This window comes from Mesorhizobium sp. M1182, from assembly GCF_040318335.1.
Lineage (GTDB): Bacteria > Pseudomonadota > Alphaproteobacteria > Rhizobiales > Rhizobiaceae > Mesorhizobium.
On the sequence record NZ_JAMYMD010000001.1, the window covers coordinates 262,354 to 286,751 of the forward strand.

Genomic DNA, 24,398 nt, shown 5'->3' on the forward strand with positions numbered 1-24,398 from the left:
GCCCGATGCATCAGTTCGACTGCTCGCGCGCCACTGCCAGCCAGCCAATGTCGCGGCGGCAAAAGCCTTGCGGCCAGTCGATCCGGTCGAGCGCGGCGTAGGCCTTCTTCTGCGCCTCGCCGACGGTGCGGCCGGTCGCCGTGATGTTGAGCACGCGACCGCCATTGGCGACGAGTGCGCCGCCGTTTATGGCGGTGCCGGCATGAAATATCTCGACGCCCTCACCTGCCGCCGCCTCGACGCCGCGAATGACCGAGCCCTTTTCCGGCGTGCCGGGATAGCCCCTGGCTGCCATCACCACGGTGAGCGCCGCCTCGTCGCGCCAGCGCACCGAAGTATGCGCCAGCTGGCCGTCAGCGGCTGCGTTGAGCAGGACCAGGAGATCGTCCTTCAGCCGCATCATTAGCACTTGGCATTCCGGGTCGCCGAAACGGGTGTTGTATTCGATCAGCTTCGGCGCGCTGTCAGTGATCATCAGCCCGGCGAACAGCACGCCGGAAAACGGCGCGCCTGTTTCAGCCATGCCGCGCATGGTCGGCTCGACGATCTCGCGCATGGTGCGGTCGATCATCTCCGGCGTCATCACCGGCGCCGGCGAATAGGCGCCCATGCCGCCGGTGTTCGGGCCGGTGTCGCCGTCACTGAGGCGCTTATGGTCCTGCGCGGTGCCGAAGGGCAGCGCGGTGGTGCCGTCGCACAGGCAGAAGAAGCTTGCTTCTTCGCCGACGAGAAACTCCTCGACCACCACTTCCGCGCCGGCCTGGCCGAAGGAGCCGTCAAAACAGGCGTCGAGCGCGGCCAGCGCCTCGTCAAGCGTCATGGCGACGGTGACGCCCTTGCCGGCAGCGAGGCCGTCGGCCTTGATGACGATCGGCGCACCCGTCTTCTCGACATAGGCCCTGGCCGAAGCCAGATCGTCGAAGCGGCCATAGGCGGCGGTCGGGATGCCGTATCTGGCGCAGAGGTCCTTGGTGAAACCTTTCGAGCCTTCCAGCCGTGCCGCTGCCTTTGACGGTCCGAAGACGCGGATGCCCTCGGCGCGCAGGTCGTCGGCAATGCCGGCGACCAGCGGCCCTTCCGGCCCGACCACGACTAGGCCTATTTCATTCTCGAGGCAAAACCGGGCAACCGCCGTGTGATCCGCAATATCGAGCCTCACCAGCTCGGCTTCGCGGCCGATGCCCGGATTGCCGGGCACCGCGTAGAGTTTGGTCAGCAGCGGCGACGCCGCGATCTTCCAGGCAAGCGCATGCTCTCGTCCGCCGGAGCCGATCAGCAAAACACGCATGCCCAGATTCCTTGCCATTTCACGACCAGGACTGCGCTATTGCGCCGCGCGCGACGGGTCAAGACATTTGGCTGCCGAAGCGCCGATTGCGCGTGGCGAGCGTGCGGGGGCTGCTTGACGCTTGACGGCATTCGCCTCTGCTGCCACTCCAGCAAAATGGAAACCGTCCAGTCGAAAGCGGCCCAGGGCCGCGTCGCCGATGCGCCGAGCGGCCACTGGGTCTATCGCGTGCTGCCGCGGCGGTTGTGGCCCTATGCGCAGCTTGCCCGGTGGGACCGGCCGATCGGCTGGCAATTGCTGCTGTGGCCATGCTGGTGGTCGGCTGCGCTTGCCGCGAGCGCCTATCCGCGTCCGACGGACCCGCTGCTCTCGCTGCTGCCGTCGCCGTGGTATCTGCTGCTGTTTTTTCTTGGCGCGTTCGCCATGCGCGGCGCCGGCTGCACCTACAATGATTTGGTCGACGAGGACATCGACAACCAGGTGGAACGCACGCGCTCGCGGCCGCTGCCGGCCGGCAAGGTCACGCGCCGGCAGGCCTGGATGTTTGTTGTCGTGCAGGCACTGGTCGGCCTTGCCGTGCTTTTGCAGTTCAACAGCTTCGCCATCTTGCTCGGCATCGGCTCGCTGGTCATCGTCGCCGTCTACCCGTTCATGAAGCGGTACACCAATTGGCCGCAACTCGTTCTCGGCCTTGCCTTTTCCTGGGGAGCGCTGATGGGATGGGCGGTCGAGTTCGGCGATCTCGATGGGCCGGCAATCATGCTCTATATCGGCTCGATCCTGTGGGTGATCGGCTATGACACGATCTATGCGCATCAGGACAAGGAAGACGACGCCATCGTCGGCGTGCGCTCGACGGCGCGCCTGTTCGGCGACAATACCAAGGTCTGGCTGGCCGGGCTTTATGGCGGAGCGCTGGTCTGCTTCGCCATCGCCTTTGCCTCGGCACAGGCACCGGTGCCTGCACTTGCCGGGCTGATCGCCGCCGGCGCGAATCTGGCGCGGCAGATCGGCGTGCTCGACATCGACGATCCGGACCAGTGCCTGAGGCTGTTCAGATCGAACAACCAGGTCGGCTGGCTGATCTTCCTCGGCCTGATCGGCGGCGCGGTCTGGGTGGCGCTGAAGCCGCTGGTTTAGCTATTCCCGCGAAATAAGCTCTTCGCCGCCGATGACCAGCCTGAGGCCGAGGTCGCCGGCGCGGCGGCGGGCGAGGAAGCGCGGGCGGCGCATGGTCGAGACGCGACCCTTGCGGCGGTCCTGCGCCGGCAGCGCCTTGATGGCGGCGCCGAGCGATTCTTCCAGCGTGCGGGCGATGCCGTCGGCCTCGATCAGCAGCATCGGCAGGCGGTAGGCGTCGGCCCAGGCGCGCCAGTCGGCGGCGACGTCGTCGAGATCGTCGGCGACCAGCAGCGGCACCGACAGCATCGGGTCATTGTGCAGAAGCTCAAGCGTCACTGTGACATTGCCATCCGGATCCTCCATCGCGCGGGCGGCGACGCCGCGAAACGCGTTGGCGGGCAGAGCGATGATCGCCGGCACGCCGCTCATCTCCAGCGTGCGGCGGATAACCGCGCCGCGCTGGTCGATGGTGAAGGTAACGTCGCCATAGTCGTCGCGGGTGGCGTAGCTCACCACCTGCGGCAGGCGGAATGGGTCGAGACGCATATTGCGGCCGGCCCAGACTGGCTTCAGTCCAGTGTTCATATCGTGCCTTTCCTGTTTCTCCTGAGAGCCGGTGTTTCCGGTTCTCCGGGCCGGTTTTCCCAGCCTCGTTTGTGGAGAAACATTAGCGCGGGCTTCTTATCCTCGCGCTTAAGAAAGTCGGTTAAATTTTGCTGATCCGGGGCGGATGGTTATCGGAATGCCAACCGGCGCAGGCCGGCGAAAGGATCAGATAACCTTACCCGGATTCATGATGCCGGCCGGATCGAAGGCGGCCTTCACCCTGCGCATCAGCTCGATCGCCATCGGCGGCGCCGTCGCGATCAATTCGTCCCGCTTCAACTGGCCGATGCCGTGCTCGGCCGAGATCGAGCCATGAAACGCGCGCACGACGTCGTGCACGGCCCTGTTCATGACGTGGTAAAGGCCGAGAAACGCCTCGTCATCGCCGTCGGCCGGCCGGGAGATGTTATAGTGCAGGTTCCCGTCGCCCATGTGGCCGAAGCAGACGACGCGCGCGCCGGGACTGACCGATTGCACGACGACGGCGGCCTTTTCAATGAAGGGCGGGATTGACGCCACCGGCACCGAGATGTCGTGCTTGATCGAGGCACCTTCCGGTTTCTGCGCCTCGGGCAGCACCTCGCGGAAATTCCAGAACGCATCGCCCTGGGCCATGCTTGCCGCGATCACCGCATCGCCGACGATCGCTTGCTCGAGGCCTGCCTCCAGCACCTCCTCGATCAGCGCCCTGGCGTCGCCGGCCGAACGGCCCGACGAGATCTGCATCAGCACATACCACGGCCAATCGCCGGCAAGCGGCCGCACCACGCCTTGTGCGTGGGCAAGCGTGAAGTCGTAGGGCCTCTGGCCGATCAGCTCGAAGGCGGTGAGCGCTGCCCCTGCACGGTCCATCGCCAGGCTGAACAGCGACAATGCCGCCTCCGGCGATGACAGGCCGGCAAACGCCACCTCGCGCCCCTTGGGCTTGGGGAACAGCTTGAGCACGGCGGCGGTGATGATGCCGAGCGTGCCTTCCGCGCCGACGAACAGGTTCTTCAGATCGTAGCCGGTATTGTCCTTTTTCAGCTTGCGCAGATCGTCGAACACTTCACCGGTCGGCAGCACCACTTCGACGCCGAGGCAGAGCTCGCGCGCATTGCCGTAGGCAAGCACGCCGGTGCCGCCGGCGTTGGACGAGAGATTGCCGCCGATCTGGCAGGAGCCTTGCGCGGCAAGCGACAGCGGAAACAGCCGGTCGGCGGCATCGGCCGCTTCCTGCAGCGTCTGCAGGATGACGCCGGTTTCGACCGTCACCGTGTTGGACAGCGTATCGATCTCGCGGATGCGGTTCAGCCGCGACAGCGACAGCACGATCTCGCGGCCGGATGCGTCCGGCACCTGGGCGCCGACCAGCCCGGTGTTGCCGCTTTGCGGCACGATGGGCGTGCCGGTTTCGGTTGCCAGCCGCATGATGCGGCTGACCTCCTCGACGCTCCCCGGCCTCAGCACCAAAGCCGTCCTGCCGTGCCAAAGTCCGCGCCGCTCGGTGAGGAAAGGCGCGATGTCCCGCTGATCGCGCAGCGCATATTTGTCGCCGACGATTGCCGCAAAGCGGGCGACGACGGCGGGGTCGAGATCGGGGGAAATGTCGTTCATGGGTGGAAACTATGGTGCTCAATCCATCTTGTCACGCGGGGCGATCTTGTCACGCGGGGCGGCGGCGCGCGAAAGCCGGTCATTGATCGCCTCGCCCAGCCCGTCGAACGGGATCGGCTCGACGGCGATGGTTTTGGCGCGACTGCTATCGAGATCCTGCAGATGAGCGAAGAGATTGCTTGCCGCCTCGCGCAGGTCGCCGGTCTCCGACAAATTGCGCAGTGCGGCTGCGTCGCGCCAGCCTTCGGCACGGCGGCGGCCGAAGGCCAGCAAGGCTTCGCCCGGTGCGACCTCCGCAGCATTGAGCCGCACCGCCGCACCTGGCGCATAGTGCGAGGCAAGCATGCCAGGTGCCTCGATGACCGAAGCGCCGCGCAGCAACTTTGACCCGGCCACTGCTTCGATCTCTTCGGCGGCAATGCCGCCCGGCCGCAGCAGCCGCAGCTTTCCAGCTTCGACCTTGACAATGGTCGATTCCAGCCCGACCGGCGTCGCGCCGCCATCGACCACAAGCTTGATCCGGGGACCGAGATCGGCGGCCACGGCCTCGGCCGTCGTGGCGCTGATCCTGCCCGAGGAATTGGCGCTTGGCGCCGCCAGCGCGCGGCCGAACCTGGCGATCAGCTCGCCGCCAAAGCCTTTCGGCATGCGCAGCGCGATCGTTTCCAGACCGGCGGTGACCAGCGGATGAATGCCGCTGCCGGGCCGTTGCGGCAGCACCAGCGTCAGCGGCCCCGGCCAGAATGCCTGCGCCAATCTTTCCGACAGCGGATCGAACAGCGCGATGCGCTCGGCCATCGCCGGGTCGGCTATATGGGCGATCAGCGGGTTGAAGCGAGGGCGGCCCTTGGCTTCGAAGATGCGGGCCACGGCAACGCCATTGGTCGCGTCGCCGGCCAGCCCATAGACGGTCTCGGTCGGGATGGCGACGACGTCGCCGCTCTCGAGCAGCGCCAACGCCCTTTCCATCGCCTCGCCGACGGCACGAATTTCAGCCACTGTCGTCACCTCACGGATGCGGGTGCCTAATACGCTGACGCCGACGGAGCAAGTCCGGGCGTAGGCGAATCGCAAATCACTAAAATGCTCCGTTTCCCCGCAAGCCGGCATCAACTGCCCTCGGCTACGGTGCCGTCTTGTTGGGCAAGGGGAATTATCATGCTTTCGATGCGTATCCTTGGAGCGCTTGGTCTGGCGTTTATGGCCGGCACGGCACAGGCCTCGTCGCTCGTTTTTCTCGGGCAAACGACGGCGACGCCTTCGGTTGTAAGTGCCGGCGCGCTCGAACGGGCAAAAACACCGTCGATCGTCGCGCTCGGCGAGAAGTTGCCTGACGTCAATGAAAACGTCACCGATGAAAAGGTCGCGGCGATCCCGAGCCAGCCGAGTCATGGCTTCGACGGAAGCCCGATGATCATTCGCGGCGGTATCGTCGGCGATGCCTTTGCAACGCCGGCGCCCAAGGTCGCGCCGGCCATCGCTGCCGCGCCCGCCGCGGACAGCAAAGCCGACCCAAAGGTCGCCAGCAAAACCCCTGAACCGGCTGCGCAGCAGCCTGCCCCGCTAGCAGCTCCCGACCAGCCGAAATAGCGCCACAAGCGATGATTTTTTTCCGGACGTCAGCCGGCTATCTTGGAGAAATCCGCGACCCGGTCGGTCGCCGCGCGGATGCGGGCGAGCAATGCCAGGCGATTGGCGCGCACCGCCTGGTCCTCATCGTTTACGAGGACTTTCTCAAAGAATGAATCAACCGGCTCGCGCAACACGCTAAGCGCCAGCATGGCGGCGGAAAAGTCTTCGTTTTGAATTGCTTCGCCGGCTTGCCTCTCGGCCTGATTGACCGCGGCGTACAAGGTTTTTTCGGCGCCCTCCCGGAACAGCGCCGGCTCAACACGGTCGGCGATCGTCGTGTTCTTCTTCTCCTCGGCAGCCACGCTGTTGGCAGCGCGCTTGGTGCCGGCAAGCAGGTTCCTGCCGTCCTCGCTGTCGAGGAAGGAGCCAAGCGCTTCGACGCGGCGGACGATTTGCAGGAGGTCGTCGTTGGACGATTGGCCGATCTCCCCCCTAGAGGGGGAGATGCCCGGCAGGGCAGAGGGGGGCGCGACAGAATGAGAGGCTGGCGGGACAGCGCCCCCCTCTGTCGGCTGCGCCGACATCTCCCCCTCTAGGGGGGAGATTGGGCGCGAGCCCGCCGCCAGTACGGCGTCGATCAGATCGTGCCGCGCGCCCTGGTCGCGCAGATAGACTTTCAGGCGGTCGTGGAAGAAGGCGAGGAGGTCGCGGGCGCGATCAATCTCCCAATCCTGAGGCGGTACATCGGCGTCGCTAAACATCAGTTGAGAGGCGCGTTCGGATAGGCTGGTCAGTTGGCTCAACAAGCCTTTTCCGGACAGTTCTTCCATTGCTCGCATGGGTGCAAGCCGAGCCTCGGCTTTGCCGGCCTCCTTTTGAAGCAGTTGCGCCATTAGATGACGCCCTGAACGGATAAACTGCATAGCAATCTCCAATCGGACCTCATTCTCGACCAAGATTCTGATCACTCCCAGTGCTGCACGACGCAGCGCATAGGGATCTTTCGATCCGGTCGGCTTTTCATCGATCGCCCAGAACCCGACCAGCGTATCCAGCTTGTCGGCAAGCGCCACCGCCACCGACACCGGATCGGTCGGCACGCGATCGGACGGTCCCTGCGGCTTGTAGTGCTCCTCGATCGCGGCGGCGACGGAGGGGTGCTCGCCCTGCAGCAGCGCGTATTTGCGGCCCATGGCGCCTTGCAGTTCCGGGAACTCGCCAACCACTTCGGTGGTGAGGTCGGCCTTGGCGAGGACGGCAGCGCGGCGCGCCAGCGCGGTAATCTCCCCCCTCGAGGGGGAGATGTCACCGAAGGCGACAGAGGGGGTCATCTCGCGTGGAGCGCCAACTTCCTCTTGCTTCGAAACGTCAGGTCGCGTCGCGCCAGCCGAGGCGACCCCCTCTGGCCTGCCGGCCATCTCCCCCTCAAGGGGGGAGATTGAACTCGCCACGAGCGGCGCCAATTCTTCGGCCAACCTGGCAATCCGCTCCACCCGCTCGCCTTGCGTGCCGAGCTTGGCATGAAACGTTACATTGAGGTGGTCGAGGCGGGCCATGCGCTGGTCGAGCGGTTTTTTTAGATCAAGCCCGAACTTTTCCGCCGATGCCTGCAGCTGGTCGAGATCCGGCAGGTCGCCCTGGTCGGTTCTCCAGAAATAGAGCGCGTCGGACAGGCGCGCGCGCACCACCTTGCCATTGCCGTGGGCGATCTCCTTGCCGCCGTCCTTGGCCTCGATGTTGGCAGTCAGGATGAAGCGGTTGGAGAGCTCTTCGCCCGCGCCGTGCGGCCGTGTCACAAAACACTTCTGGTTGGCGCGGATGGTGAGCCGGATCACCTCGGCCGGAATGGCCAGAAAATCCTGTTCGAATTCGCCCATCAGCACGACAGGCCATTCGACCAGGCCCGACACTTCCTCCAGCAGCCCCTCGTCCTCGACGAGGTCGAGCCCGCTGGCGAAGGCGAGGTTCCTGGCATCGGCAAGAATGATCTCCTTGCGCCTGTCGGCATCGAGCACGACCTTGGCCGCCTCAAGCTTGGCTACATAATCGTCGAAGCGGCGCACCGTGATGGCGCCAGGCGCATGGAAACGGTGGCCGTAAGTGATATTGCCCGAGCGGATGCCGTCGATCTCGAAATCGACGACCGCCGGCTCCTCGGTTTCGGGGCCGAAGGTGCACAGGATCGATTGCAGCGGCCGCACCCAGCGCAGCGAGCCGGGCTTGGCCGAAGCCGGCCCCCAGCGCATCGATTTCGGCCAGGGGAAGTTGCGGATGATGCCCGGCACCAGCTCGGCGATGATCTGCTCCGCCGGCCTGCCCGGCCTGGAAATATGGGCGACGTAGAAGTCGCCCTTCTTCGGATCGGAATGCACATGCGCCTCGGCAATCGAGGCAAGGCCGGCCTTGCGCAGAAAACCCTGCACCGCCGGCTCGGGCGCCTTGGTCGAGGGCCCCTTGATCTCCTCGCTGATGTCCTTCGAGCGGGCGGTCAGGCCGCGAATGTCGAGCGTCAACCGGCGCGGCGTCCAATATTCGCGCGCCGCCTCATAGGTCAGCCCGGCCTCGACCAGCCCGTCGGTCAAAAGCTTCCTGAGATCGCCGGCAGCCTTGCGCTGCATGCGGGCGGGAATCTCTTCCGAACGGAGTTCTAAAAGCAGGTCGGGCATCGAAGGAACTCATGGACAAAAATAGCCGCCGCTTCGCGGCGACCTCCCCCATCGAGGGGGAGGTAAGCGGGGGCATAGCAACTCGGCTGGCCGCTGTCACCCTTCCCCGCTCGATCGGGACATCTAACGGCGATTTCCGAAAAAATTCAGCCGCCTGTCGGACACGCGCCGGTCCGCCCGTCCTTGGATCAAAGATTTCCCTGAACCGAACGCAGCGCTGAAGCGACCAACGCTCAGGCAGAGAGCTATTGGCTGACCGACCATGAGAACGGCATCGACATTCCTGCAGATCCTCACGCTCAGCGCCTGTTTTACAGCGCAGGTGCACGGCACGTTCTCGATGCCCGGCGTCAGGCAAGCGCTGCGGACAATAGCCGGTGCAAGCGGCCAAGGCACGTTGCCAATCAGCACTCCTGCCGAATTCGCCTGGAGCTAAGCCGCCAAGCCGCCCGCCTGCGTCAGCAGAAACGCCTCGCCGCAGGCTTTGGCCAGATTGCGCACCCGCAAAATATAACTCTGGCGCTCGGTGACCGAAATGACGCCGCGGGCATCGAGCAGGTTGAAGATGTGGCTGGCCTTGATGCACTGGTCGTAGGCGGGGAATACAAGGCGGTGATATCCCTCCCCCTTGAGCGGAAGGTGGCCAGACAAGGTCTGGCCGGGAGGGGTCGCCCGTGCAGTGCTCGACGTTTTACTTGTGGTGCCTTCTGAGGTGACCCCCTCTGCCCGCTTCGCGGGCATCTCCCCCTCAAGGGGGGAGACAGGCGCGCCGGCTTCGAGCAGCGCCTTGCACTCGGCTTCGGCGTCTTCGAAATGGCGCAGCAACATCGCTGTGTTGGCAAATTCGAAATTATGGCGCGAATATTCCTGCTCGGCCTGCAGGAAGACGTCGCCATAGGTCACCTTGTCGGCGCCTTCGCGGCCGTTGAAGTTGAGGTCGTAGACATTGTCGACGCCCTGCACATACATGGCCAGCCGTTCCAGCCCGTAAGTGAGCTCGCCCGCCACCGGTGCGCATTCGATCCCGCAGACCTGCTGGAAATAGGTGAACTGCGACACCTCCATGCCGTCGCACCAGCACTCCCAGCCCAGCCCCCAGGCGCCCAGCGTCGGGCTTTCCCAGTCGTCCTCGACGAAGCGGATGTCGTGCAGCAGCGGATCGATTCCGATCGCGGCCAGCGAGCCGAGATAAAGCTCCTGCAGATTGGGCGGATTGGGCTTCAGGATCACCTGGTATTGGTAATAGTGCTGCAGCCGGTTCGGGTTCTCGCCATAGCGGCCGTCCTTGGGGCGGCGCGAGGGCTGGACATAGGCCGCGTTCCAGCGTTTTGGGCCGAGCGCGCGCAATGTCGTTGCCGGATGGAATGTGCCGGCGCCGACTTCCATGTCGTAAGGCTGGAGGACGACGCAGCCATAGTCCGCCCAGTAATTATGCAACGTCAGGATCAGCCCCTGGAACGAGCGGCTGGGGTGCATGTGGGCAGGAATGGTCACGGCGGCCTCGGCGGGAAAGGCGGGATGCCGGCACGTCCTAGATGCCTGGCCAGCAAGCGTCAAGGCAGAGGGGGTCAGGCCTTTGAAGGTGTTCCCTTCTCCCCTTGTGGGAGAAGGTGGCCGAGCGAAGCTCGGTCGGATGAGGGGTGTTCCAGCTTGGCACCGACGGCAATCCGTCCGACACCCCTCAACCGTCTCGGCGCTGCGCGCCGATCCACCTCCTCCCACAAGGGGAGAAGGAAAGAAGGGTCACCCCTTAGGGGCGGGCGCCGGCAAGGGCTTTACGTTCGGGGTTTCCTGCGCCGTGTTGGATTCGATCGGCGGCAGGCCTTTCATCAGCTTTTGCTGCAAGGCGGCAAGCACATCCGGGTCCGGCTTCAGGTCGCGGGCCTGGTTCCACTGGAAGGTGGCTTCCAGCTTGCGGCCGACGCGCCAGTAAGCGTCGCCGAGGTGATCGTTGAGCACCGGATCCTCCGGCTTCAACGAAACGGCGCGTTCCATTTCGCGCACTGCATCGTCGAACTGGCCAAGGCGGTAATAGGCCCAGCCCAGCGAATCGACGATGTAGCCGTCGCTCGGCCTCAGGTCGACGGCCTTCTGGATCATCGCGAGGCCTTCCTTGAGGTTCATGTTCTTGTCGACCCAGGAATAGCCGAGATAGTTCAGAACCTGCGGCTGGTCGGGGTAGAGCTCCAGCGCCTTGCGGAAATTCGGCTCGGCCTTCGGCCATTCCTTCAGCCGCTCATAGGCGATGCCGCGCTGGTAGAAGATGTTCCAGTTGGCGGCGGTCGGCGTCTTCAGCACCTCGACTGCCTTGTCGTAAAGATTGGCGGCGGAGCGGAAATCCTCCTTCGAGGAATAGACGCCGCCGAGCGCCAGATAGGCGCGCATGTCGTCTGGATGCGCATCGACGATGGCCTTGAGGTGAGTGATCGCCTCGTCGTTGCGGTCGAGATCGGCAAGGTTGAGGCCAAGCTGCAGGTCCGAAAGCTGCTTCAGCGGCGAGCCGGCGGGAATGCGGCGATAGAGCGCGATGGCGCCCTCGCCATCTTTCAACTGCTCGGCAACGGCGGCAAGCTGAACGAGCGCCGCGTCGTTGTCGGGCCGCAGCGCCAGGGCATATTGCAGATAAAGCCGCACGAACGGCTCGCCGCCGCCACGGTTGAGCGCGGTGGCGAGATCGAGCAGGATTTCCGAGGCGCCGTCCGACGGACCGGCAACGAAGGGCTCGATCTTTTCGCCCTTGTTGATCTTGTCGCGAAGGGCTGCAATCTCGACCTTGCCGGGCGCAAACGCCTCGGCCTTGTCGAGCACCGACAGCGCCTTGGCCTTGTCGCCTTTGCGGGCGAGGAAAGACGCGTAGGCCTGCGCGTTGCGCATCCATGTCTCGGGGGCCGCACCGCCGGCGGCCGTGTCCTGCACGGTGGCGGTGTAGAGCGCATCCGCCCTGTCGGGCAGGCCGGAGGCGTCGGCAATCAAGGCGCGGTGGAAGGACTTGAACAGGCTGAACCAGTCGGGGCCTTGCAGCTTGTCGATGGAAGCCATGGCCTCGCCGGCGTCACCCGCACCCTGCTTGGCCCAGCCGGTCATGACGCCTGAGATCAGCCGGTCGAGATCGGATTCGAGCGACAGCTTGAGCCAGTATTCGGCCTTGGAGAAATCCTTCTTGTGGAAGGAATCGATGGCCAGCGCCAGGCGCGAGAAGCGCTCGACATCGGGAACCGCCTTGAGCTTGTCGGCATAGACCAGGGATTCATCGAAGCGCCCCTGCGCGATCAGCGACAGCATCAGGCTCTGCTGCAGTCCCGTATCGTTCGGATCGAAGGCAAGCGCCTGCTTGTAATAGGAAATGGCGCTGTCGAGGTCGTTGTCGCCGTCGGCAATCCTGGCGGCGAGATAGGCCCCCGAGAAGGATGTGATCCTGACCGGCTCGGCGGTCTGTTTGGCATGCGCCGGCAAAGCCGAGATCGCCATGCCCGTCGCGATTGCCAGCCCCGTCAGCCAGCGCGCATATCCTTGCCGCATCATATCCCTTTCAGCCAAACGCCATCTCCGCGTCAGCGGGATCGCCGTAGACTCGATCTTTACAGGTAAAGCATGGCCTTTTTGGGGTCGTGCTTCAACCCGGCCCGAATTCACAATCGGGTCAAGCAATTAATAAACCATGCCGAAAGGGCCTGAACTGCGACTCTTGACCGCGTGGCGTCCGCTTTGGCGCTGCCTGCACGGCGCTATTTCCCGACGCCGTAAGCGATCCATAAGCGCCAGCGGTTGAAAGCTTCCGCCATGCAACTTTGCGTGGCAGGATGTGCCCTCAGTTCTTGCCTCGCCAGCCGTCAGGGGGTGCCGATGCTGGAAATGCCGCGAAACGAAGAAGCCTTCGCCATCGTCGACCGTATCTATGAAGCCGCATTCGCAGCCGAGCTGTGGCCGGGAGCGTTGGAAGCGACCAGTGCGATCACGCGCTCGGCAAGCGGCTCGATTTTCATGATCAGCGATCATTCCCCGCTTCGCGCCATCGGCGAGGCGCGGGCCGAACCCTTGATCGACGCTTTCATGGCCGATTGGAAATTTTCCGAAAGCGTGCAGCGCATGTGCAGCACCCAGCCGGCAAGCTTTGTGCGGGTCGACGACTTCATGACCGGCGATGAGATCGAGCGGGACCCGATCTATGCGTGGGCAAGAGATTTCGGCGTCGGATCGCCCGTCTGCACGTCGATTCCCATGCCGAGCGGAGAGCTTGTGCTGTTCGTTTTCCAGCGCTGGCTGAAGGACGGCAAGTACGATCAAGCGGCGATCGACCTGCTGAACGGACTGCGTCCGCATCTGGCGCGGGCCGGCCTTGCCGCCGGGCGGCTCGGTCTGGAGCGGGCCAGGACCGCCGTGTCCATTCTGAGCGAGATCGAGCTGCCGGCGGCAGTCATGAGCGGATCGGGCCGCGTGCTGACGGTCAACCGCCTGCTGGAAGATATGAAGGACGTCTTCATCCCCCAGGCCGGCGGCGGCATGGTGCTTGCGGACCTGTCTGCAAACGCGCTTTTCCAGCAAGCCATCATGCACAACGCCGACCATCGCGTTGTGCGCTCCATCCCTGTCCCAGCCGTCGAGGGGCGGCCTGCGCTGATCGTTCACCTTTTGCCGTTGCGCCGTGCCGCACATGACATCTTTTCGGGCGCGGATATCCTTGTCGCGGCAACCGCCGTCAGCATCAGCGCGACGGTGCCGTCGCCCAATATCCTTTCGGGCCTGTTCGACTTGACGCCGGCGGAAGCCCGGCTCGCCGTCGTGCTTGCCTCAGGCCGTTCCGTACAGGAAGCCGCCCTCGAAATCGGCATCGCCGTCAAATCGGCCCGTACTTATCTCGATCGAATTTTTCGGAAAACCGGAACCAGTCGCCAAAGCCAGCTCGTGGCGCTGCTGAGAAGCGCGCGGCCGTTTTCGTGATTTCGGTCAGTCAACCGGCCCGACGTTGCAAGATTGCAACAGCCAGGACTGAAAACGCTGCAAGAACAGGGGGAATGCCGCGAAGTGTAGGCATTTGCCGACTGTCCGGCCGTTGCCGGCTTCATGCATGGTCCATCTCATCGGGAGCTTTGCGATCGGCCGGCGCCGTTCTGGAAAGAAGGGGATAATTCGATGAAGAGCCGTGTTGTAGAAGGCTTTGAGTGGTCGGCTGCATTGGGGGCTGCCGGCATCCTGATGTCGTCCCGCGTGCCGGTTCGCGGGGCCGGAGCTTTGGTGATAGCCGCGGCAGCCGGCCTGGTGGCCCTCGCGCCGACTCCGGCGGCTGCGTTTGTGTGTGAAGATATAAATTATGGCGCAGATGGCGCCGGGGCTTCGCCCACCGGTATGGCATGCGGAACTATCGCCCAAGCTGCGGGCGGATCCTCGACGGCGGTCGGCGGTAGAGCCGTTTCTGATGGAGACCTCAGTACCGCTCTTGGCGATGATGCGTGGGCCGGGGGAATCTCGGGTCCCATCAACCATAACAATGCAAGCACGACGGCTATCGGCGCCCGTGCTCAGGCTGGTGCGGGAGGCCCTAACCAGGCCAACGCTACCGCTCTTGGCGCCTCGGCCAAGGCGAATGCGGTGAATGCCACCGCCCTCGGCACCGGTGCGACGGCCAATTTTGCCGATTCAGTCGCCGTAGGCCAAGGTGTGACCACGACACGCGCCAATCAGGTGGCTATCGGCAACAGCAGCGCCACCTACACTCTGTCGGGCATCAACGGCGCAGCCAGCAGGGAGGCCCAGAGCGGACCGAAATACCTGGTGACGTCCGACGCCGCGGGCAATCTGGCGACCGCTTCCGTGAACATCGACGAACTCGAAGGACTGGCCGACGACGTTGCAGCCCATACCACCCAGATCGCCTCGCTCAACACCACGGTAAGCAGCCACACGATGCAGCTTGCCGATCACGAGACGCGCATTGTCAACAACACCAACCAGATCAACGCGCTCAACACGACGGTCGGCAATCATACGATCCAGCTTGCCGATCACGAGGCGCGTATCACCAACAATACCAACACGCTCAACCTGCACACCGCGCAGATTTTCAGCCTCGACAGTCGCACCACGATCAACGAGGCTAACATCGCCCTGCTCGACGGCCGCGTCAGCGCGCTGGAGGGCGGGTTGCAGAACCTTGGCGAGCAGGTCAGCGAAAACCGCTCGGAAGCCCGCGCCGGAACGGCGCTTGCGCTGGCGACGGCGGGATTGCGTTACGACGACAGGCCCGGCAAATTGTCGCTGGCCGGCGGCTTTGGCCATTTCAAGGGCCAGTCGGGCCTGGCGCTCGGCCTTGGCTATAGCACGAGCCTGGATTTCCGCCTCAACGCCGCCGTGTCGGCCTCCACCAACCGTGGCGATGTCGGCGTCAGCGTCGGCGCATCGTGGACACTCAACTGATGCAGCGGGCATGACCTCAATCTTGCCGGGATCGGTGCGGCCGACGGGCAGAATGTTGCTGGCCGCCTTGGTGCTGACGGCAGCCGTTCCGCAGCTTGTCCAGCCTGCCCTGGCGCAAACGTCGAAAATCCAGAAATCGGCCAAGCCCCAGGCGCCGAAGCCGGCCAATATCGACCGCAACGGCGTGCTGATCCTGGTGCGCGGCTCGCTGCTGGCGCTCGACCATGCCAACAAGACGGGGAATTACACGGTGCTGCGCGATCTCGGCGCGCCGGGCTTCCAGACCAACAATGCGGCCAAGCTTGCCGAGATCTTCGCCAGCCACCGCAATGACGGCATCGACCTCGGCGGCGTCGCCGTGCTGGAGCCGCAATTGACGCTGCTGCCGCAGATCGAGTCCAACGGCATGTTGCATATGGCCGGTTTCTTTCCCTCGGTGCCGATGCAGGTCAATTTCGAGCTGTTGTTTGCGCCGGTCGAACGGCAATGGAAGGTGTTCGGCATCTCGGTCGCGCTCAGCAAGGCCGGCCCCGAAGCGCCGGCGACGGAGCCGCAACCGCCAAAGCCTGTCGCCACCGAAATACCCGACCCGCCGACGCCGGCGGTCAATCCCAGAAGGGCCGCCGAACAAGCCGGCAAGTGAGGCATCCCGGCCCTGAAACTCAGGACGTTTGCGAAAGGCTTGCGTCCAGCGCCTGCATGGCGACGGTGACAAGATCGTGCAGCCGCTTTTTCGGCACGCCGTCGCGTGCCTGCACCGAAAGGCCGTACATCAGCGTGGCGTAATAATCCCCCAACGTCTCGGCATCGGTGTCCGGCTTCAATTCGCCATCGCGCACCGCCTGCTTCAACCGCTCGACGATCGATGCGGTACGCGCCAGCCGATGCTCCGCCAGCCATTGCAGCACGGCGTCATTTTCGACGGCGCAATTGGTCGCGGCCGTCACCACCATGCAGCCCTGCGGCTGCCCCGGCCGCGTATAGATTTCGACGGCGTCGCGAAGCATGCGCTCGATGACGCGCCGGACATTTGGTTCTTCCTGCAGTGCGCGTGTGGCGAAGCCGCCCTCATTGGCCTCGTAAAGTGCCACCGCTTCGCGAAACAGATCCTCCTTCGAGCCGAACGCGGCATAGATGCGCGCCGATGCGAGACCAAGCGCCGATACGAGATCGGCCATCGAGGTGCCCTCGTAGCCGCGTCTCCAGAAAGCGTCGCGGGCTTTCTCCAGCGCCTGGTCGCGGTCGAACTCCCTTGGCCTTCCCGCCACGGCGGTCTCCAATTTTTGTCGATCAACAAATAATCCGCTTGACTTCGGATTGCAAATCTCAATTCTTTGTCGATCATTAAATAATTGTCGACAAGGAGACCGGCATGAGTTCACTGGATCAAGGCGCGCCGCTCGGGGCGATAACGCAGGGAGCAAGCAGGGCGAAACATGGCGCAACGCTGGCGCTGCTCGCCTTCGCGCAGCTCATCATCTCGCTCGACCTCAACATAGTCTTCGTGGCGTTGCCGGAGATCGGCGCCGGCCTCGGATTTTCAGGCCAGACCCTGCAGTGGGTGGTCAGCGCCTACACCGTCTTCACCGGCGGCTTCCTGCTGTTCGGCGGCCGGGCCGCCGACCTGATCGGCCAGCGCCGCGTCTTCATCTTCGCGCTCTGGCTCTACGCGCTCTCATCTCTGGTCGGCGGCCTCGCCTGGTCGCCGGAAATCATCATCGCGGCCCGCGCCGTGCAAGGCATCGGCGCCGCGTTCCTGTTTCCTGCGACGTTGTCGCTGATCAACCGCCTGTTCGCCGAGGGACCGGAACGCAACCGGGCGCTCGCCGTCTGGGGCGGCGCGGGCGCCAGCGGCCTGACGCTCGGTTCGCTTGCCGGCGGGTTTCTGACCAGCGCCTTCGGCTGGCCGTCGGTCTTCTACGTCAACGTGCTGTTGGCCGGGATCGCCATCATCGCGGCTTTCGCCATCATCCCGCGCGATCGCAAGCGGCACGAGCAGCGCAGCTTCGATCTGCCGGGCGCGCTGACCGTCACCGCAGGCGCGACGCTGCTTGTCTTCACCCTGGTTCAGGGGCCCGAATATGGCTGGGGCTCTGGCGCAATCATCGTCAGCGCAGCACTGGCGGCATTTTTCCTGATCGCCTTCACCGTGATCGAGGCCAACAGCGCCGACCCGCTGATGCCGCTGCGCCTGTTCCACAACCGCAGCCTCGTCGCCGGCATGACGATAACCTTCCTCTACATGGGCACTTTCGGCGCGCTGCCCTACTTCCTCACCGTGCTGCTGCAGAACGTGCACGGCTTCACTGCCTTGCAGACGGGCCTCGCCTTTCTCGTGCCGTCGGTCGCCATCGCCACCGGCACGCAACTCGGCGAGCGTCTGGCAACGCGGTTTTCGACGCGCAGCACCCTGGTCGGCGGCATGATCGTCGGCGCGGTCGGCACAGCATTGATGGTATCAGGCGCGACTGCCGACAGCAGCTATCTGGCCCTCGTACCCGGCCTGATCGTCTCCGGCGTCGGACAAGGCATCGTCTGGACCGCAATGTGGATTGCCGCCGCTTCCGGCGTTGCCCATGACCAGCAAGGCGTCGCCTCGGGGATGGCTTCGACGACGCTCAATGTCGGCAACGCCATCGGCATGGCCGTGCTGATTGCGATTGCGAACAGCCAAATCGGCGAATTGTCCGGCGATGCGTTGAAAATTGCCGTCGCCGACGGCATCCAGGTTGCCTTCCGGCTCGCGGCGGCGGGCATCGTCGTCAGTTTGCTGGCAGCAATAGTGCTTCCGGCAAAGGCTCGATGAGAACAGGCGGCGTCCCGGCCTCGCGCCGCGACGCCTGTCAATTCACCCGGCTGATGCAGAAATCGATGACGTCGATCAGTGCAGACTTCTGCGGCGTCGCCTCGAGCGGCGCCAGCGCGTCGCGGGCTATCTCGCCGAAATGGCGGGCGCGCCCGATGGTGTCGGCAATCGCCCCGTGGCGGAGCATCAGGCCGATGGCCTTTTCCAGCCCGGCATCGTCGGCCGCATTGTCCTCGATGGCGCGTTTCCAGAAGCTGCGCTCGGCCTTGGTGCCGCGCCGATAGGCGAGGATCACCGGCAGCGTCACCTTGCCCTCGCGGAAATCGTCGCCGACATTCTTGCCGAGATCCTTGCTGGTGCCGCCGTAATCCAGCGCGTCATCGATCAGCTGGAAGGCAAGGCCGAGATTCATGCCGTAGGAGCGAAGTGCCGCGCGATCATTGCGCGTCGCCTGGGCGATGACCGGGCCGACCTCGGCGGCAGCGGAGAACAGCGCCGCGGTCTTGGCCTTGATCACCGCGAAATGCTCGTCCTCGGTGGTCTCGAGGTTTTTGGCGGCGGCAAGCTGCATCACCTCGCCTTCGGCGATGACCGAAGCGGCGCTGGACAGGATGTCGAGCGCTTCCAGTGAGGCGACATCGACCATCATGCGAAAGGCCTGGCCGAGCAGGAAATCGCCGACCAGAACACTGGCCTGGTTGCCCCAGATCATACGCGCCGTCTTCTTGCCGCGCCGCATGCCGCTTTCGTCGACGACGTCGTCGTGGAGAAGTGTCGCGGTATGCATGAATTCGACCGATGTGGCGAGCTTGACATGGCCGTCGCCGGAATAGCCGAACATCTGGGCGGCGGCGAGCGTCAGCATCGGCCGCAGCCGTTTGCCGCCCGACGAGATCAGATGGTTGGCAATCTCCGGGATCATCTCGACATCGGAGCCGGCCTTCGACAGGATCAATTTGTTGACGCGCCCCATGTCGGCCGCGGTCAGGTCGATGAGGTCCTTTATCGAGGCGGCTTCGCGCTTCCCGTTTTCAATGTTGAGAACGACACCCACGGCAAAACTCCCAACCTCGATATGCACGACGGCAACATGGTCCCTGGACAGACTCTAGGGTGTCACCCACTGCTGCGGCAAGAGGCGAATTGGCGCGCCGGCTCTGGTACATGATCACGCCTACGTTTACATCAACGCCGCAAACTGCGAGTTTAGGGCCATGATCTATCGATATGATCGAAATGGTGTGAGGCCATCTGTCCGGATACGCGGAGCGAAGGCGCAGGAAGCCATTCGGCTTTCAAGTCCTTCGCGACAAAGTAGCCGGGCAGATGGACCACATCCTCCGGACGCCGAAACGGCTGCAAGCTGCGTCGTCGAACCGCTCGGCCGGGGGAAAGACCCCGACCTTCACGCTTCTCCTCGCATCTTCTTGCCGTTTCAGGCGCCATTTCGACCATATCGATAGATCATGGCCCTAATCCGATGATAGAGCTCATCCGCACCAACGACGCCGTCATCATTTCGTTTGTCGAATCGCTCATGCGCGATGCCGGCATCGGCTGTTTCGTCGCCGACCAGAACATGAGCGTCCTCGACGGCTCGATCGGCATCCTGCCCCGCCGTGTCATGGTGGACGCCGACAAGGCCGATGCGGCGCGGCGCATCCTGACGGATGCCGGCATCGCCAACGAGATCCGCCAAAAATAATGTCCGCGTCGCCCGCTGCCCTTGTCCCGGACATGCCGGCTCATACGGTCGATGCCTTTCATCGCGGTCGCTTCTGGCTGGTTCAGCCGAGAAAGGCAGGCCACCGCGCCGGCATGGATGCGATGATGCTGGCGGCTGCCGTGCCGTCCTCCTTCGCCGGGCGGCTTGCCGATTTTGGCGCGGGCGCTGGTGCGGCCGGCCTGGCGGTCCTGTCGCGCTGCCCCGGGGCCGCGGCCGTGCTCGTCGAGCGTTCCCCGGAAATGGCGGCCTTCGCCACCACCACGCTTGCCCATCCCGGCAATGCGCATCTCAGCGACCGCGCCTCGGTGCTCGTCGCCGATGTCGCGCTGTCGGGCCGGGCGCGAACGGCCGCCGGACTTGAGGACAACAGCTTCGATTTCGTCATCATGAACCCGCCGTTCAATGCCGCCGAGGATCGCGCGACGCCCGATCCGCTGAGAAAGGCCGCGCATGTCTCGGAGGATGGGCTGTTCGACAGCTGGATCCGCAGCGCGGCCGCGGTGGTCAGACCGGGCGGCGGGCTGGCCGTCATCGCCCGGCCGGAACAGCTCGGCGCCATCCTCGATGCCATCGCCGGCCGCTTCGGCGATGCCGAGATGCTGGCCGTCCATCCTCGCCCCGAAGCGGCGGCGATCCGCATCGTCGTCCGGGCAGCACTCGGCGCACGCGGCAAACTGTCGATCCAACCACCGGTGATGCTGCATGCCTATTCAGGCAATGGCCCTTCGGAGCGGGCAGAGCTGATCAATAACGGGCTGGCGTCGCTGTTCGGAGACTGATCCATTCTGATTGCCGGGGTGACGGCATTGCCGTTGGCCGGCGAATTCCTACATGCCTCAAGCAAATCGACCGGAGACCGCCCCCTCGTGAAACGCCTTTTCAACCGCCTGCTGCCGAAATCCTGGCGCTCCGCCGTCGTCACCATTCCGGTCATCCGGCTGCACGGCACGATCATGCCCGGCGGCGGCCAGTTCCGGCCGAGCCTGTCGCTCGCTTCCACCGCCGGCCTTCTCGAAAAGCTGTTTTCCTTCGACGCGCCGGCGGTCGCCATCTCGATCAATTCGCCAGGCGGCTCGCCGGTGCAGTCGCGGCTGATCTTCAGGCGCATCCGCGACCTGGCGAGCGAGAAGAACAAGAAGGTCCTGGTTTTCGTCGAGGACGTGGCGGCGTCGGGCGGCTACATGATTGCGGTCGCCGGCGACGAGATCTTTGCCGACCCGTCCTCCATCGTCGGCTCGATCGGCGTGGTGTCGGCCTCGTTCGGCTTTCCGGAGCTGTTGAAGAAGATCGGTATCGAGCGCCGCGTCCACACCGCCGGCCAGAACAAGGCGGTGCTCGACCCGTTCAAGCCGGAAAAGAAGGAGGACGTCGAGCGCCTGAAGGCGCTGCAACTGGAGGTCCACGAGACCTTCATCGACCTCGTCAAGGACAGGCGCGGCAGCAAGCTCAAGGACGATCCCGACCTGTTCACCGGCCTGTTCTGGACGGCCAAGAAGGGGCTTGAACTCGGGCTGGTCGATGCGCTCGGCGACATGCGCAGCGTGCTGAAGAGCCGTTTCGGGCCGAAAACCCAGCTCAAGCTGATCACCGCGCCGCGCGGCCTGTTCGGCCGCTTCGGCCTGTTCGGCTCGAGCTTTTCGGCGCCCGATGTCGCCGCCGCCGCGGCAAGCGGCGTCATCGATGCGGCGGAAGAGCGCGCGCTGTGGGCGCGCTTCGGGCTTTGAAAAGCCGGTGAAAGCGTCTAGCATTAATCATCAACCGACCCGACCGGCGGCCTTGCCGGCTTTGCGAGGGAGGAGTTTGACATGCCGCAGATCATTTTCTTCGCCGTCGTCGGCATTGCCGCCTATTTCGGCTACCGCTCCTTCGTCAGGGAAGCCGAGCGTGTGACCGCCAAGGTGCGGCGTACCGAAAAGCAGGCCGCCAACGGTACAATGGGAACATTGGTCAAGGACCCGAAGACCGGCGAATACCGTCTGGCCAAGGATTGACCGTCGTCCCCCTCGCGGCCGAGCCAGTGAACGCCGAGGCCGGCATCCGGGTTTCGCATGCGCACGCCAAGATAAATCTCGCGCTGCACGTCACCGGCCAGCGCGCCGACGGCTATCACACGATCGAAAGCCTGGCTGTGTTCACGCGCTTCGGCGACCGCATCGAAACGGAACTTGCCGACAGCGATGGGTTTTCCATGTCCGGCAAATACGCCTCCGCGGTGCCGGTCGACGACAATAATCTGGTGGTGAGAGCGCGCGATGCACTGCGGCGCGAGGCCGGTCCCCAGCACGCACCGGCTGTCGCCATCAGGCTCGAAAAGAACCTGCCGGTCGCGTCCGGTGTCGGCGGCGGGTCGAGCGATGCGGCGGCTGTGCTGCGCGCCCTGGTCCGGACCTGGAGGCTCGACATCGGCGATGCCGAACTGGCGCGGATCGGCCTGTCACTCGGCGCCGACGTGCCGATGTGCCTCGCAGCCAAGCCGCTGATAGCCCGCGGCATCGGCGACGAGCTGACGCTCGTGCCGGGTTTCCCGGCGCTGGGTCTGGTGCTCGTCAATCCCGGCACTGCCGTCTCGACGGCCGACGTGTTCGAGGCGCTTGGCCGCCGCGACAATGCGGGGCTGCCGCCGCTGCCGCGCAACCTCGACTTCCACAGCATCCGCAACTGGCTGGAGATCACCCGCAACGATCTCGAGCCTGCGGCGCGCGCAATCCAGCCCGCCATCGGCAAGGCGCTTTCCGTGCTCAACAAGGCCGGAGCCGGTTTTGCCAGGATGTCCGGTTCAGGCGCCACCTGCTTCGGGCTGTTCGAGACCGGCAATGTGGCCAAGCGCGCGGCCGTCGATATCCGCGGCCGCCATCCCGACTGGTTTGTCGCGGCGACGCGAAGCGTGACATCGGAGGCTGACGCCCATGGCCAGGATTGACGAGAGCCGCCCCTTCGTTCCCGTGCGCATCGCGGTACTGACCGTTTCCGATACGCGCAGCCTCGCCGACGACAAATCCGGGCAGACGCTGGCCGACCGCATTGCCGAGGCCGGCCATGTCCTGGCCGCCCGCGACATCGTCACCGACGACCGCTACAAGATCCGCGACAAGGTCCTGGGTTGGTCAAGGGACGAAGCGATCGATGTCGTCATCACCACCGGCGGCACCGGCTTCACCGGCCGCGACGTGACGCCGGAAGCGCTGGAGCCGATCTTCGAAAAGCGCATGGACGGCTTTTCCGAAGTGTTCCACCGCATCTCCTACGACAAGATCGGCACTTCGACGATCCAGAGCCGGGCAACCGGCGGCGTCGTCAACGCCACCTTCGTTTTCGTGCTGCCGGGCTCGCCCGGCGCCTGCAAGGACGCCTGGGACGGCATCTTGAAGCCGCAGCTCGACTATCGGCACATGCCCTGCAACTTCGTCGAGATCATGCCGCGGCTGGACGAGCATTTGCGGCGCGGCTGAGAACCGAGGTATCAGCCAAGCGACCTCGGTTTAGCGAATGACCGGCTCGCCGTGAAAACGCCGGCGCGACGGCGGCGAGACGCCGAAGCCGACTTCCATCATCAGCCGCGGCGTGCGCGTCGGCACGGTGCCCATATGGAAGCCGAACGGATCCTCGACAAAGCCGAGGCCGGCCGGCCCGGTCAGCGTGACCGGGCTCTGCTCGCCGTAGACGCCCAGCACCTCTTCCGCCGAATGGCCGACCAGCAGCGTCAGCTGATGCTTCAGGATGCGGCGGTTGTGGGAGCCGCGGACATAGACATGCGGCCCAGTGTCGGCGTCGACCGGCACCAGGTAGAAAAAGAATTTCAGCATGCGCCAGTCGTCGAGGTCGAAATGGTATTTGCCGAGCGAGGCCATGTTCTTGTCGGCGTCCGAGACGCCACCGGTCGGAAAGCTCCACCAGACGCGGGTGGTGATCAGCTTGGCCTGGCTGCCGAGATAGTGCGCTGCGATATCGAGAAGCAGCGGATCGCGCTGCACGGCGACCGCAGCGTTGCAGTCGAGGACCCGTTCGAAATAGTGACCGCTGAGCAGCGGGCGGCTGAAATGCTTTTCGGCATCGGTGTGTTTTTCGGGCAGGAATTCCAGCCGGCGGTCGAAATTGCCGAAGCATGGCGTGCGCTCGGCGAAGCGGGCGATCTCCTCATGGATGGCGGCCGGCAGCATCAGGCCCGAATAGAGCCCCTCCGTCCGCAGGGCGCCGACGACGGCATCGCGATCGACGCCGGCGAACATCGTTTCACCGACATTGCGCGCCGGTGGAACCGGCTTCGCACCGCGCCAGTGCAGGCGCCGCGCCGGCATGGTGCGGGCCAGCATGAACATCGGCAGCCATGCCGGATTCTCGCGAAGGTCGGAAAGATAGGTCGGGATGCGGGCGGCGATGCGGCGCAGCATGCCGCCGTTTCGTGCGATCGCCTCGAGGCTTGCGGCGCCGGACTTGTCAGGGCTTGAAAGGGTCATCGGGGTCCTCAAAATATCGAGGGAACAGCATCGACGACAGTCGTCGTCACCGCTCCGGCACACCCCAAACCCATTCGCCCGTATCGCCGGAAATGGTAACCCCCGGCCAGATTTTGTGCAATGCACAATAAGCGACGACCCGCCAGAAAAT

23 protein-coding genes are annotated in these 24,398 nt (G+C 64.6%); 13 read left to right on the forward strand and 10 right to left on the reverse strand.

The features are described from left to right. Positions 1-10: 10 nt before the first annotated feature. On the reverse strand, positions 11-1,288 hold the full coding sequence (gene purD, locus NKH33_RS01205) for a phosphoribosylamine--glycine ligase (protein WP_352470679.1): 1,278 nt from the start codon (positions 1,286-1,288) through the stop codon (positions 11-13). A 156-nt stretch (positions 1,289-1,444) separates the two neighbouring features. On the opposite strand from purD, the gene ubiA reads away from it, so the two are divergent. Continuing rightward, positions 1,445-2,428: a 4-hydroxybenzoate octaprenyltransferase gene (gene ubiA / locus NKH33_RS01210; RefSeq protein WP_352470707.1), complete on the forward strand. Its 984-nt coding sequence runs from the start codon at positions 1,445-1,447 to the stop codon at positions 2,426-2,428. Here the strand turns inward: ubiA and NKH33_RS01215 are convergent, their stop codons facing one another. From NKH33_RS01215 to NKH33_RS01225, 3 genes are all read right to left on the reverse strand, one after another. Next, positions 2,429-2,995, reverse strand: coding sequence for a DUF6101 family protein (locus NKH33_RS01215; RefSeq protein ID WP_023674094.1), 567 nt, complete (start codon positions 2,993-2,995; stop codon positions 2,429-2,431). Positions 2,996-3,181: 186 nt separating this feature from the next. Then, positions 3,182-4,612 (reverse strand): FAD-binding oxidoreductase, encoded by a 1,431-nt coding sequence (locus NKH33_RS01220; RefSeq protein WP_352470680.1) that lies wholly within the window; start codon positions 4,610-4,612, stop codon positions 3,182-3,184. A gap of 18 nt (positions 4,613-4,630) precedes the next feature. Beyond that, positions 4,631-5,611 (reverse strand): L-threonylcarbamoyladenylate synthase, encoded by a 981-nt coding sequence (locus tag NKH33_RS01225; RefSeq protein WP_352470681.1) that lies wholly within the window; start codon positions 5,609-5,611, stop codon positions 4,631-4,633. A gap of 159 nt (positions 5,612-5,770) precedes the next feature. On the opposite strand from NKH33_RS01225, the gene NKH33_RS01230 reads away from it, so the two are divergent. Continuing rightward, complete coding sequence (locus NKH33_RS01230) at positions 5,771-6,202, forward strand: hypothetical protein (protein WP_352470682.1); 432 nt, start codon at positions 5,771-5,773, stop codon at positions 6,200-6,202. A 29-nt stretch (positions 6,203-6,231) separates the two neighbouring features. Here NKH33_RS01230 and glyS read toward each other — a convergent pair whose 3' ends face one another. Then, positions 6,232-8,850 carry a glycine--tRNA ligase subunit beta gene (gene glyS, locus NKH33_RS01235; RefSeq protein ID WP_352917992.1) on the reverse strand — a complete coding sequence of 873 codons (2,619 nt, stop codon included), beginning with the start codon at positions 8,848-8,850 and terminating at the stop codon, positions 6,232-6,234. Between the two features lie 262 nt (positions 8,851-9,112). On the opposite strand from glyS, the gene NKH33_RS01240 reads away from it, so the two are divergent. Continuing rightward, complete coding sequence (locus tag NKH33_RS01240; protein WP_352470684.1) at positions 9,113-9,286, forward strand: hypothetical protein; 174 nt, start codon at positions 9,113-9,115, stop codon at positions 9,284-9,286. Here the strand turns inward: NKH33_RS01240 and NKH33_RS01245 are convergent. Further along, positions 9,283-10,326, reverse strand: coding sequence for a glycine--tRNA ligase subunit alpha (locus NKH33_RS01245; protein ID WP_352470708.1), 1,044 nt, complete (start codon positions 10,324-10,326; stop codon positions 9,283-9,285). The two genes, NKH33_RS01240 and NKH33_RS01245, sit on opposite strands and share 4 nt — an antisense overlap. A gap of 267 nt (positions 10,327-10,593) precedes the next feature. Continuing rightward, complete coding sequence (locus tag NKH33_RS01250) at positions 10,594-12,369, reverse strand: tetratricopeptide repeat protein (protein WP_352470709.1); 1,776 nt, start codon at positions 12,367-12,369, stop codon at positions 10,594-10,596. A 324-nt stretch (positions 12,370-12,693) separates the two neighbouring features. On the opposite strand from NKH33_RS01250, the gene NKH33_RS01255 reads away from it, so the two are divergent. The 3 genes from NKH33_RS01255 (at position 12,694) to NKH33_RS01265 (ending at position 15,904) form a co-directional block, all read left to right on the forward strand. After that, positions 12,694-13,788 carry a helix-turn-helix transcriptional regulator gene (locus tag NKH33_RS01255; RefSeq protein WP_352470685.1) on the forward strand — a complete coding sequence of 365 codons (1,095 nt, stop codon included), beginning with the start codon at positions 12,694-12,696 and terminating at the stop codon, positions 13,786-13,788. Between the two features lie 405 nt (positions 13,789-14,193). Beyond that, entirely contained in the window at positions 14,194-15,261 is a 1,068-nt protein-coding gene (locus NKH33_RS01260; RefSeq protein ID WP_352470710.1) for a YadA-like family protein, read from the forward strand. 10 nt (positions 15,262-15,271) lie between these two features. After that, positions 15,272-15,904, forward strand: coding sequence for a hypothetical protein (locus NKH33_RS01265; protein ID WP_352470686.1), 633 nt, complete (start codon positions 15,272-15,274; stop codon positions 15,902-15,904). 19 nt (positions 15,905-15,923) lie between these two features. Here the strand turns inward: NKH33_RS01265 and NKH33_RS01270 are convergent, their stop codons facing one another. Further along, positions 15,924-16,529 (reverse strand): TetR/AcrR family transcriptional regulator, encoded by a 606-nt coding sequence (locus NKH33_RS01270; protein WP_352470687.1) that lies wholly within the window; start codon positions 16,527-16,529, stop codon positions 15,924-15,926. Positions 16,530-16,633: 104 nt separating this feature from the next. Here NKH33_RS01270 and NKH33_RS01275 point away from each other — a divergent pair, with 104 nt between their 5' ends. Beyond that, entirely contained in the window at positions 16,634-18,067 is a 1,434-nt protein-coding gene (locus NKH33_RS01275) for an MFS transporter (RefSeq protein ID WP_352470688.1), read from the forward strand. 37 nt (positions 18,068-18,104) lie between these two features. Here NKH33_RS01275 and NKH33_RS01280 read toward each other — a convergent pair whose 3' ends face one another. After that, positions 18,105-19,121: a polyprenyl synthetase family protein gene (locus NKH33_RS01280; RefSeq protein WP_254818409.1), complete on the reverse strand. Its 1,017-nt coding sequence runs from the start codon at positions 19,119-19,121 to the stop codon at positions 18,105-18,107. 426 nt (positions 19,122-19,547) lie between these two features. Here NKH33_RS01280 and NKH33_RS01285 point away from each other — a divergent pair, with 426 nt between their 5' ends. The 6 genes from NKH33_RS01285 (at position 19,548) to moaB (ending at position 23,242) form a co-directional block, all read left to right on the forward strand. Next, a complete protein-coding gene (locus NKH33_RS01285; protein ID WP_023674082.1) occupies positions 19,548-19,772 on the forward strand; it encodes a putative signal transducing protein in 225 nt (74 codons plus the stop codon). Further along, positions 19,772-20,572: a tRNA1(Val) (adenine(37)-N6)-methyltransferase gene (locus tag NKH33_RS01290; protein WP_352470689.1), complete on the forward strand. Its 801-nt coding sequence runs from the start codon at positions 19,772-19,774 to the stop codon at positions 20,570-20,572. Before NKH33_RS01285 ends, NKH33_RS01290 begins: the two co-directional genes overlap by 1 nt. Positions 20,573-20,659: 87 nt before the next feature. After that, positions 20,660-21,517, forward strand: a complete 858-nt coding sequence (locus tag NKH33_RS01295) for a S49 family peptidase (protein ID WP_352470690.1) — start codon at positions 20,660-20,662, stop codon at positions 21,515-21,517. Between the two features lie 81 nt (positions 21,518-21,598). After that, positions 21,599-21,784 (forward strand): membrane protein, encoded by a 186-nt coding sequence (locus NKH33_RS01300; RefSeq protein ID WP_023674078.1) that lies wholly within the window; start codon positions 21,599-21,601, stop codon positions 21,782-21,784. Positions 21,785-21,810: 26 nt separating this feature from the next. After that, a complete protein-coding gene (locus NKH33_RS01305) occupies positions 21,811-22,713 on the forward strand; it encodes a 4-(cytidine 5'-diphospho)-2-C-methyl-D-erythritol kinase (protein WP_352470711.1) in 903 nt (300 codons plus the stop codon). Beyond that, a complete protein-coding gene (gene moaB / locus NKH33_RS01310) occupies positions 22,700-23,242 on the forward strand; it encodes a molybdenum cofactor biosynthesis protein B (protein WP_352470691.1) in 543 nt (180 codons plus the stop codon). Before NKH33_RS01305 ends, moaB begins: the two co-directional genes overlap by 14 nt. 30 nt (positions 23,243-23,272) lie before the next feature. On the opposite strand, the gene NKH33_RS01315 is transcribed toward moaB, so the two are convergent. After that, entirely contained in the window at positions 23,273-24,247 is a 975-nt protein-coding gene (locus NKH33_RS01315) for a phytanoyl-CoA dioxygenase family protein (protein WP_352470692.1), read from the reverse strand. Positions 24,248-24,398 lie beyond the last annotated feature (151 nt).

Coding starts and splice junctions, on each gene's coding strand:
- purD (WP_352470679.1), bottom strand. CDS start 1,288: ATGCGTGTTTTGCTGATCGGCTCCGGCGGACGAGAGCATGCGCTTGCC.
- ubiA (WP_352470707.1), top strand. CDS start 1,445: ATGGAAACCGTCCAGTCGAAAGCGGCCCAGGGCCGCGTCGCCGATGCG.
- NKH33_RS01215 (WP_023674094.1), bottom strand. CDS start 2,995: ATGAACACTGGACTGAAGCCAGTCTGGGCCGGCCGCAATATGCGTCTC.
- NKH33_RS01220 (WP_352470680.1), bottom strand. CDS start 4,612: ATGAACGACATTTCCCCCGATCTCGACCCCGCCGTCGTCGCCCGCTTT.
- NKH33_RS01230 (WP_352470682.1), top strand. CDS start 5,771: ATGCTTTCGATGCGTATCCTTGGAGCGCTTGGTCTGGCGTTTATGGCC.
- glyS (WP_352917992.1), bottom strand. CDS start 8,850: ATGCCCGACCTGCTTTTAGAACTCCGTTCGGAAGAGATTCCCGCCCGC.
- NKH33_RS01240 (WP_352470684.1), top strand. CDS start 9,113: ATGAGAACGGCATCGACATTCCTGCAGATCCTCACGCTCAGCGCCTGT.
- NKH33_RS01245 (WP_352470708.1), bottom strand. CDS start 10,326: ATGCACCCCAGCCGCTCGTTCCAGGGGCTGATCCTGACGTTGCATAAT.
- NKH33_RS01250 (WP_352470709.1), bottom strand. CDS start 12,369: ATGCGGCAAGGATATGCGCGCTGGCTGACGGGGCTGGCAATCGCGACG.
- NKH33_RS01255 (WP_352470685.1), top strand. CDS start 12,694: ATGCTGGAAATGCCGCGAAACGAAGAAGCCTTCGCCATCGTCGACCGT.
- NKH33_RS01260 (WP_352470710.1), top strand. CDS start 14,194: ATGGCATGCGGAACTATCGCCCAAGCTGCGGGCGGATCCTCGACGGCG.
- NKH33_RS01265 (WP_352470686.1), top strand. CDS start 15,272: ATGACCTCAATCTTGCCGGGATCGGTGCGGCCGACGGGCAGAATGTTG.
- NKH33_RS01275 (WP_352470688.1), top strand. CDS start 16,634: ATGAGTTCACTGGATCAAGGCGCGCCGCTCGGGGCGATAACGCAGGGA.
- NKH33_RS01285 (WP_023674082.1), top strand. CDS start 19,548: ATGATAGAGCTCATCCGCACCAACGACGCCGTCATCATTTCGTTTGTC.
- NKH33_RS01290 (WP_352470689.1), top strand. CDS start 19,772: ATGTCCGCGTCGCCCGCTGCCCTTGTCCCGGACATGCCGGCTCATACG.
- NKH33_RS01300 (WP_023674078.1), top strand. CDS start 21,599: ATGCCGCAGATCATTTTCTTCGCCGTCGTCGGCATTGCCGCCTATTTC.
- moaB (WP_352470691.1), top strand. CDS start 22,700: ATGGCCAGGATTGACGAGAGCCGCCCCTTCGTTCCCGTGCGCATCGCG.
- NKH33_RS01315 (WP_352470692.1), bottom strand. CDS start 24,247: ATGACCCTTTCAAGCCCTGACAAGTCCGGCGCCGCAAGCCTCGAGGCG.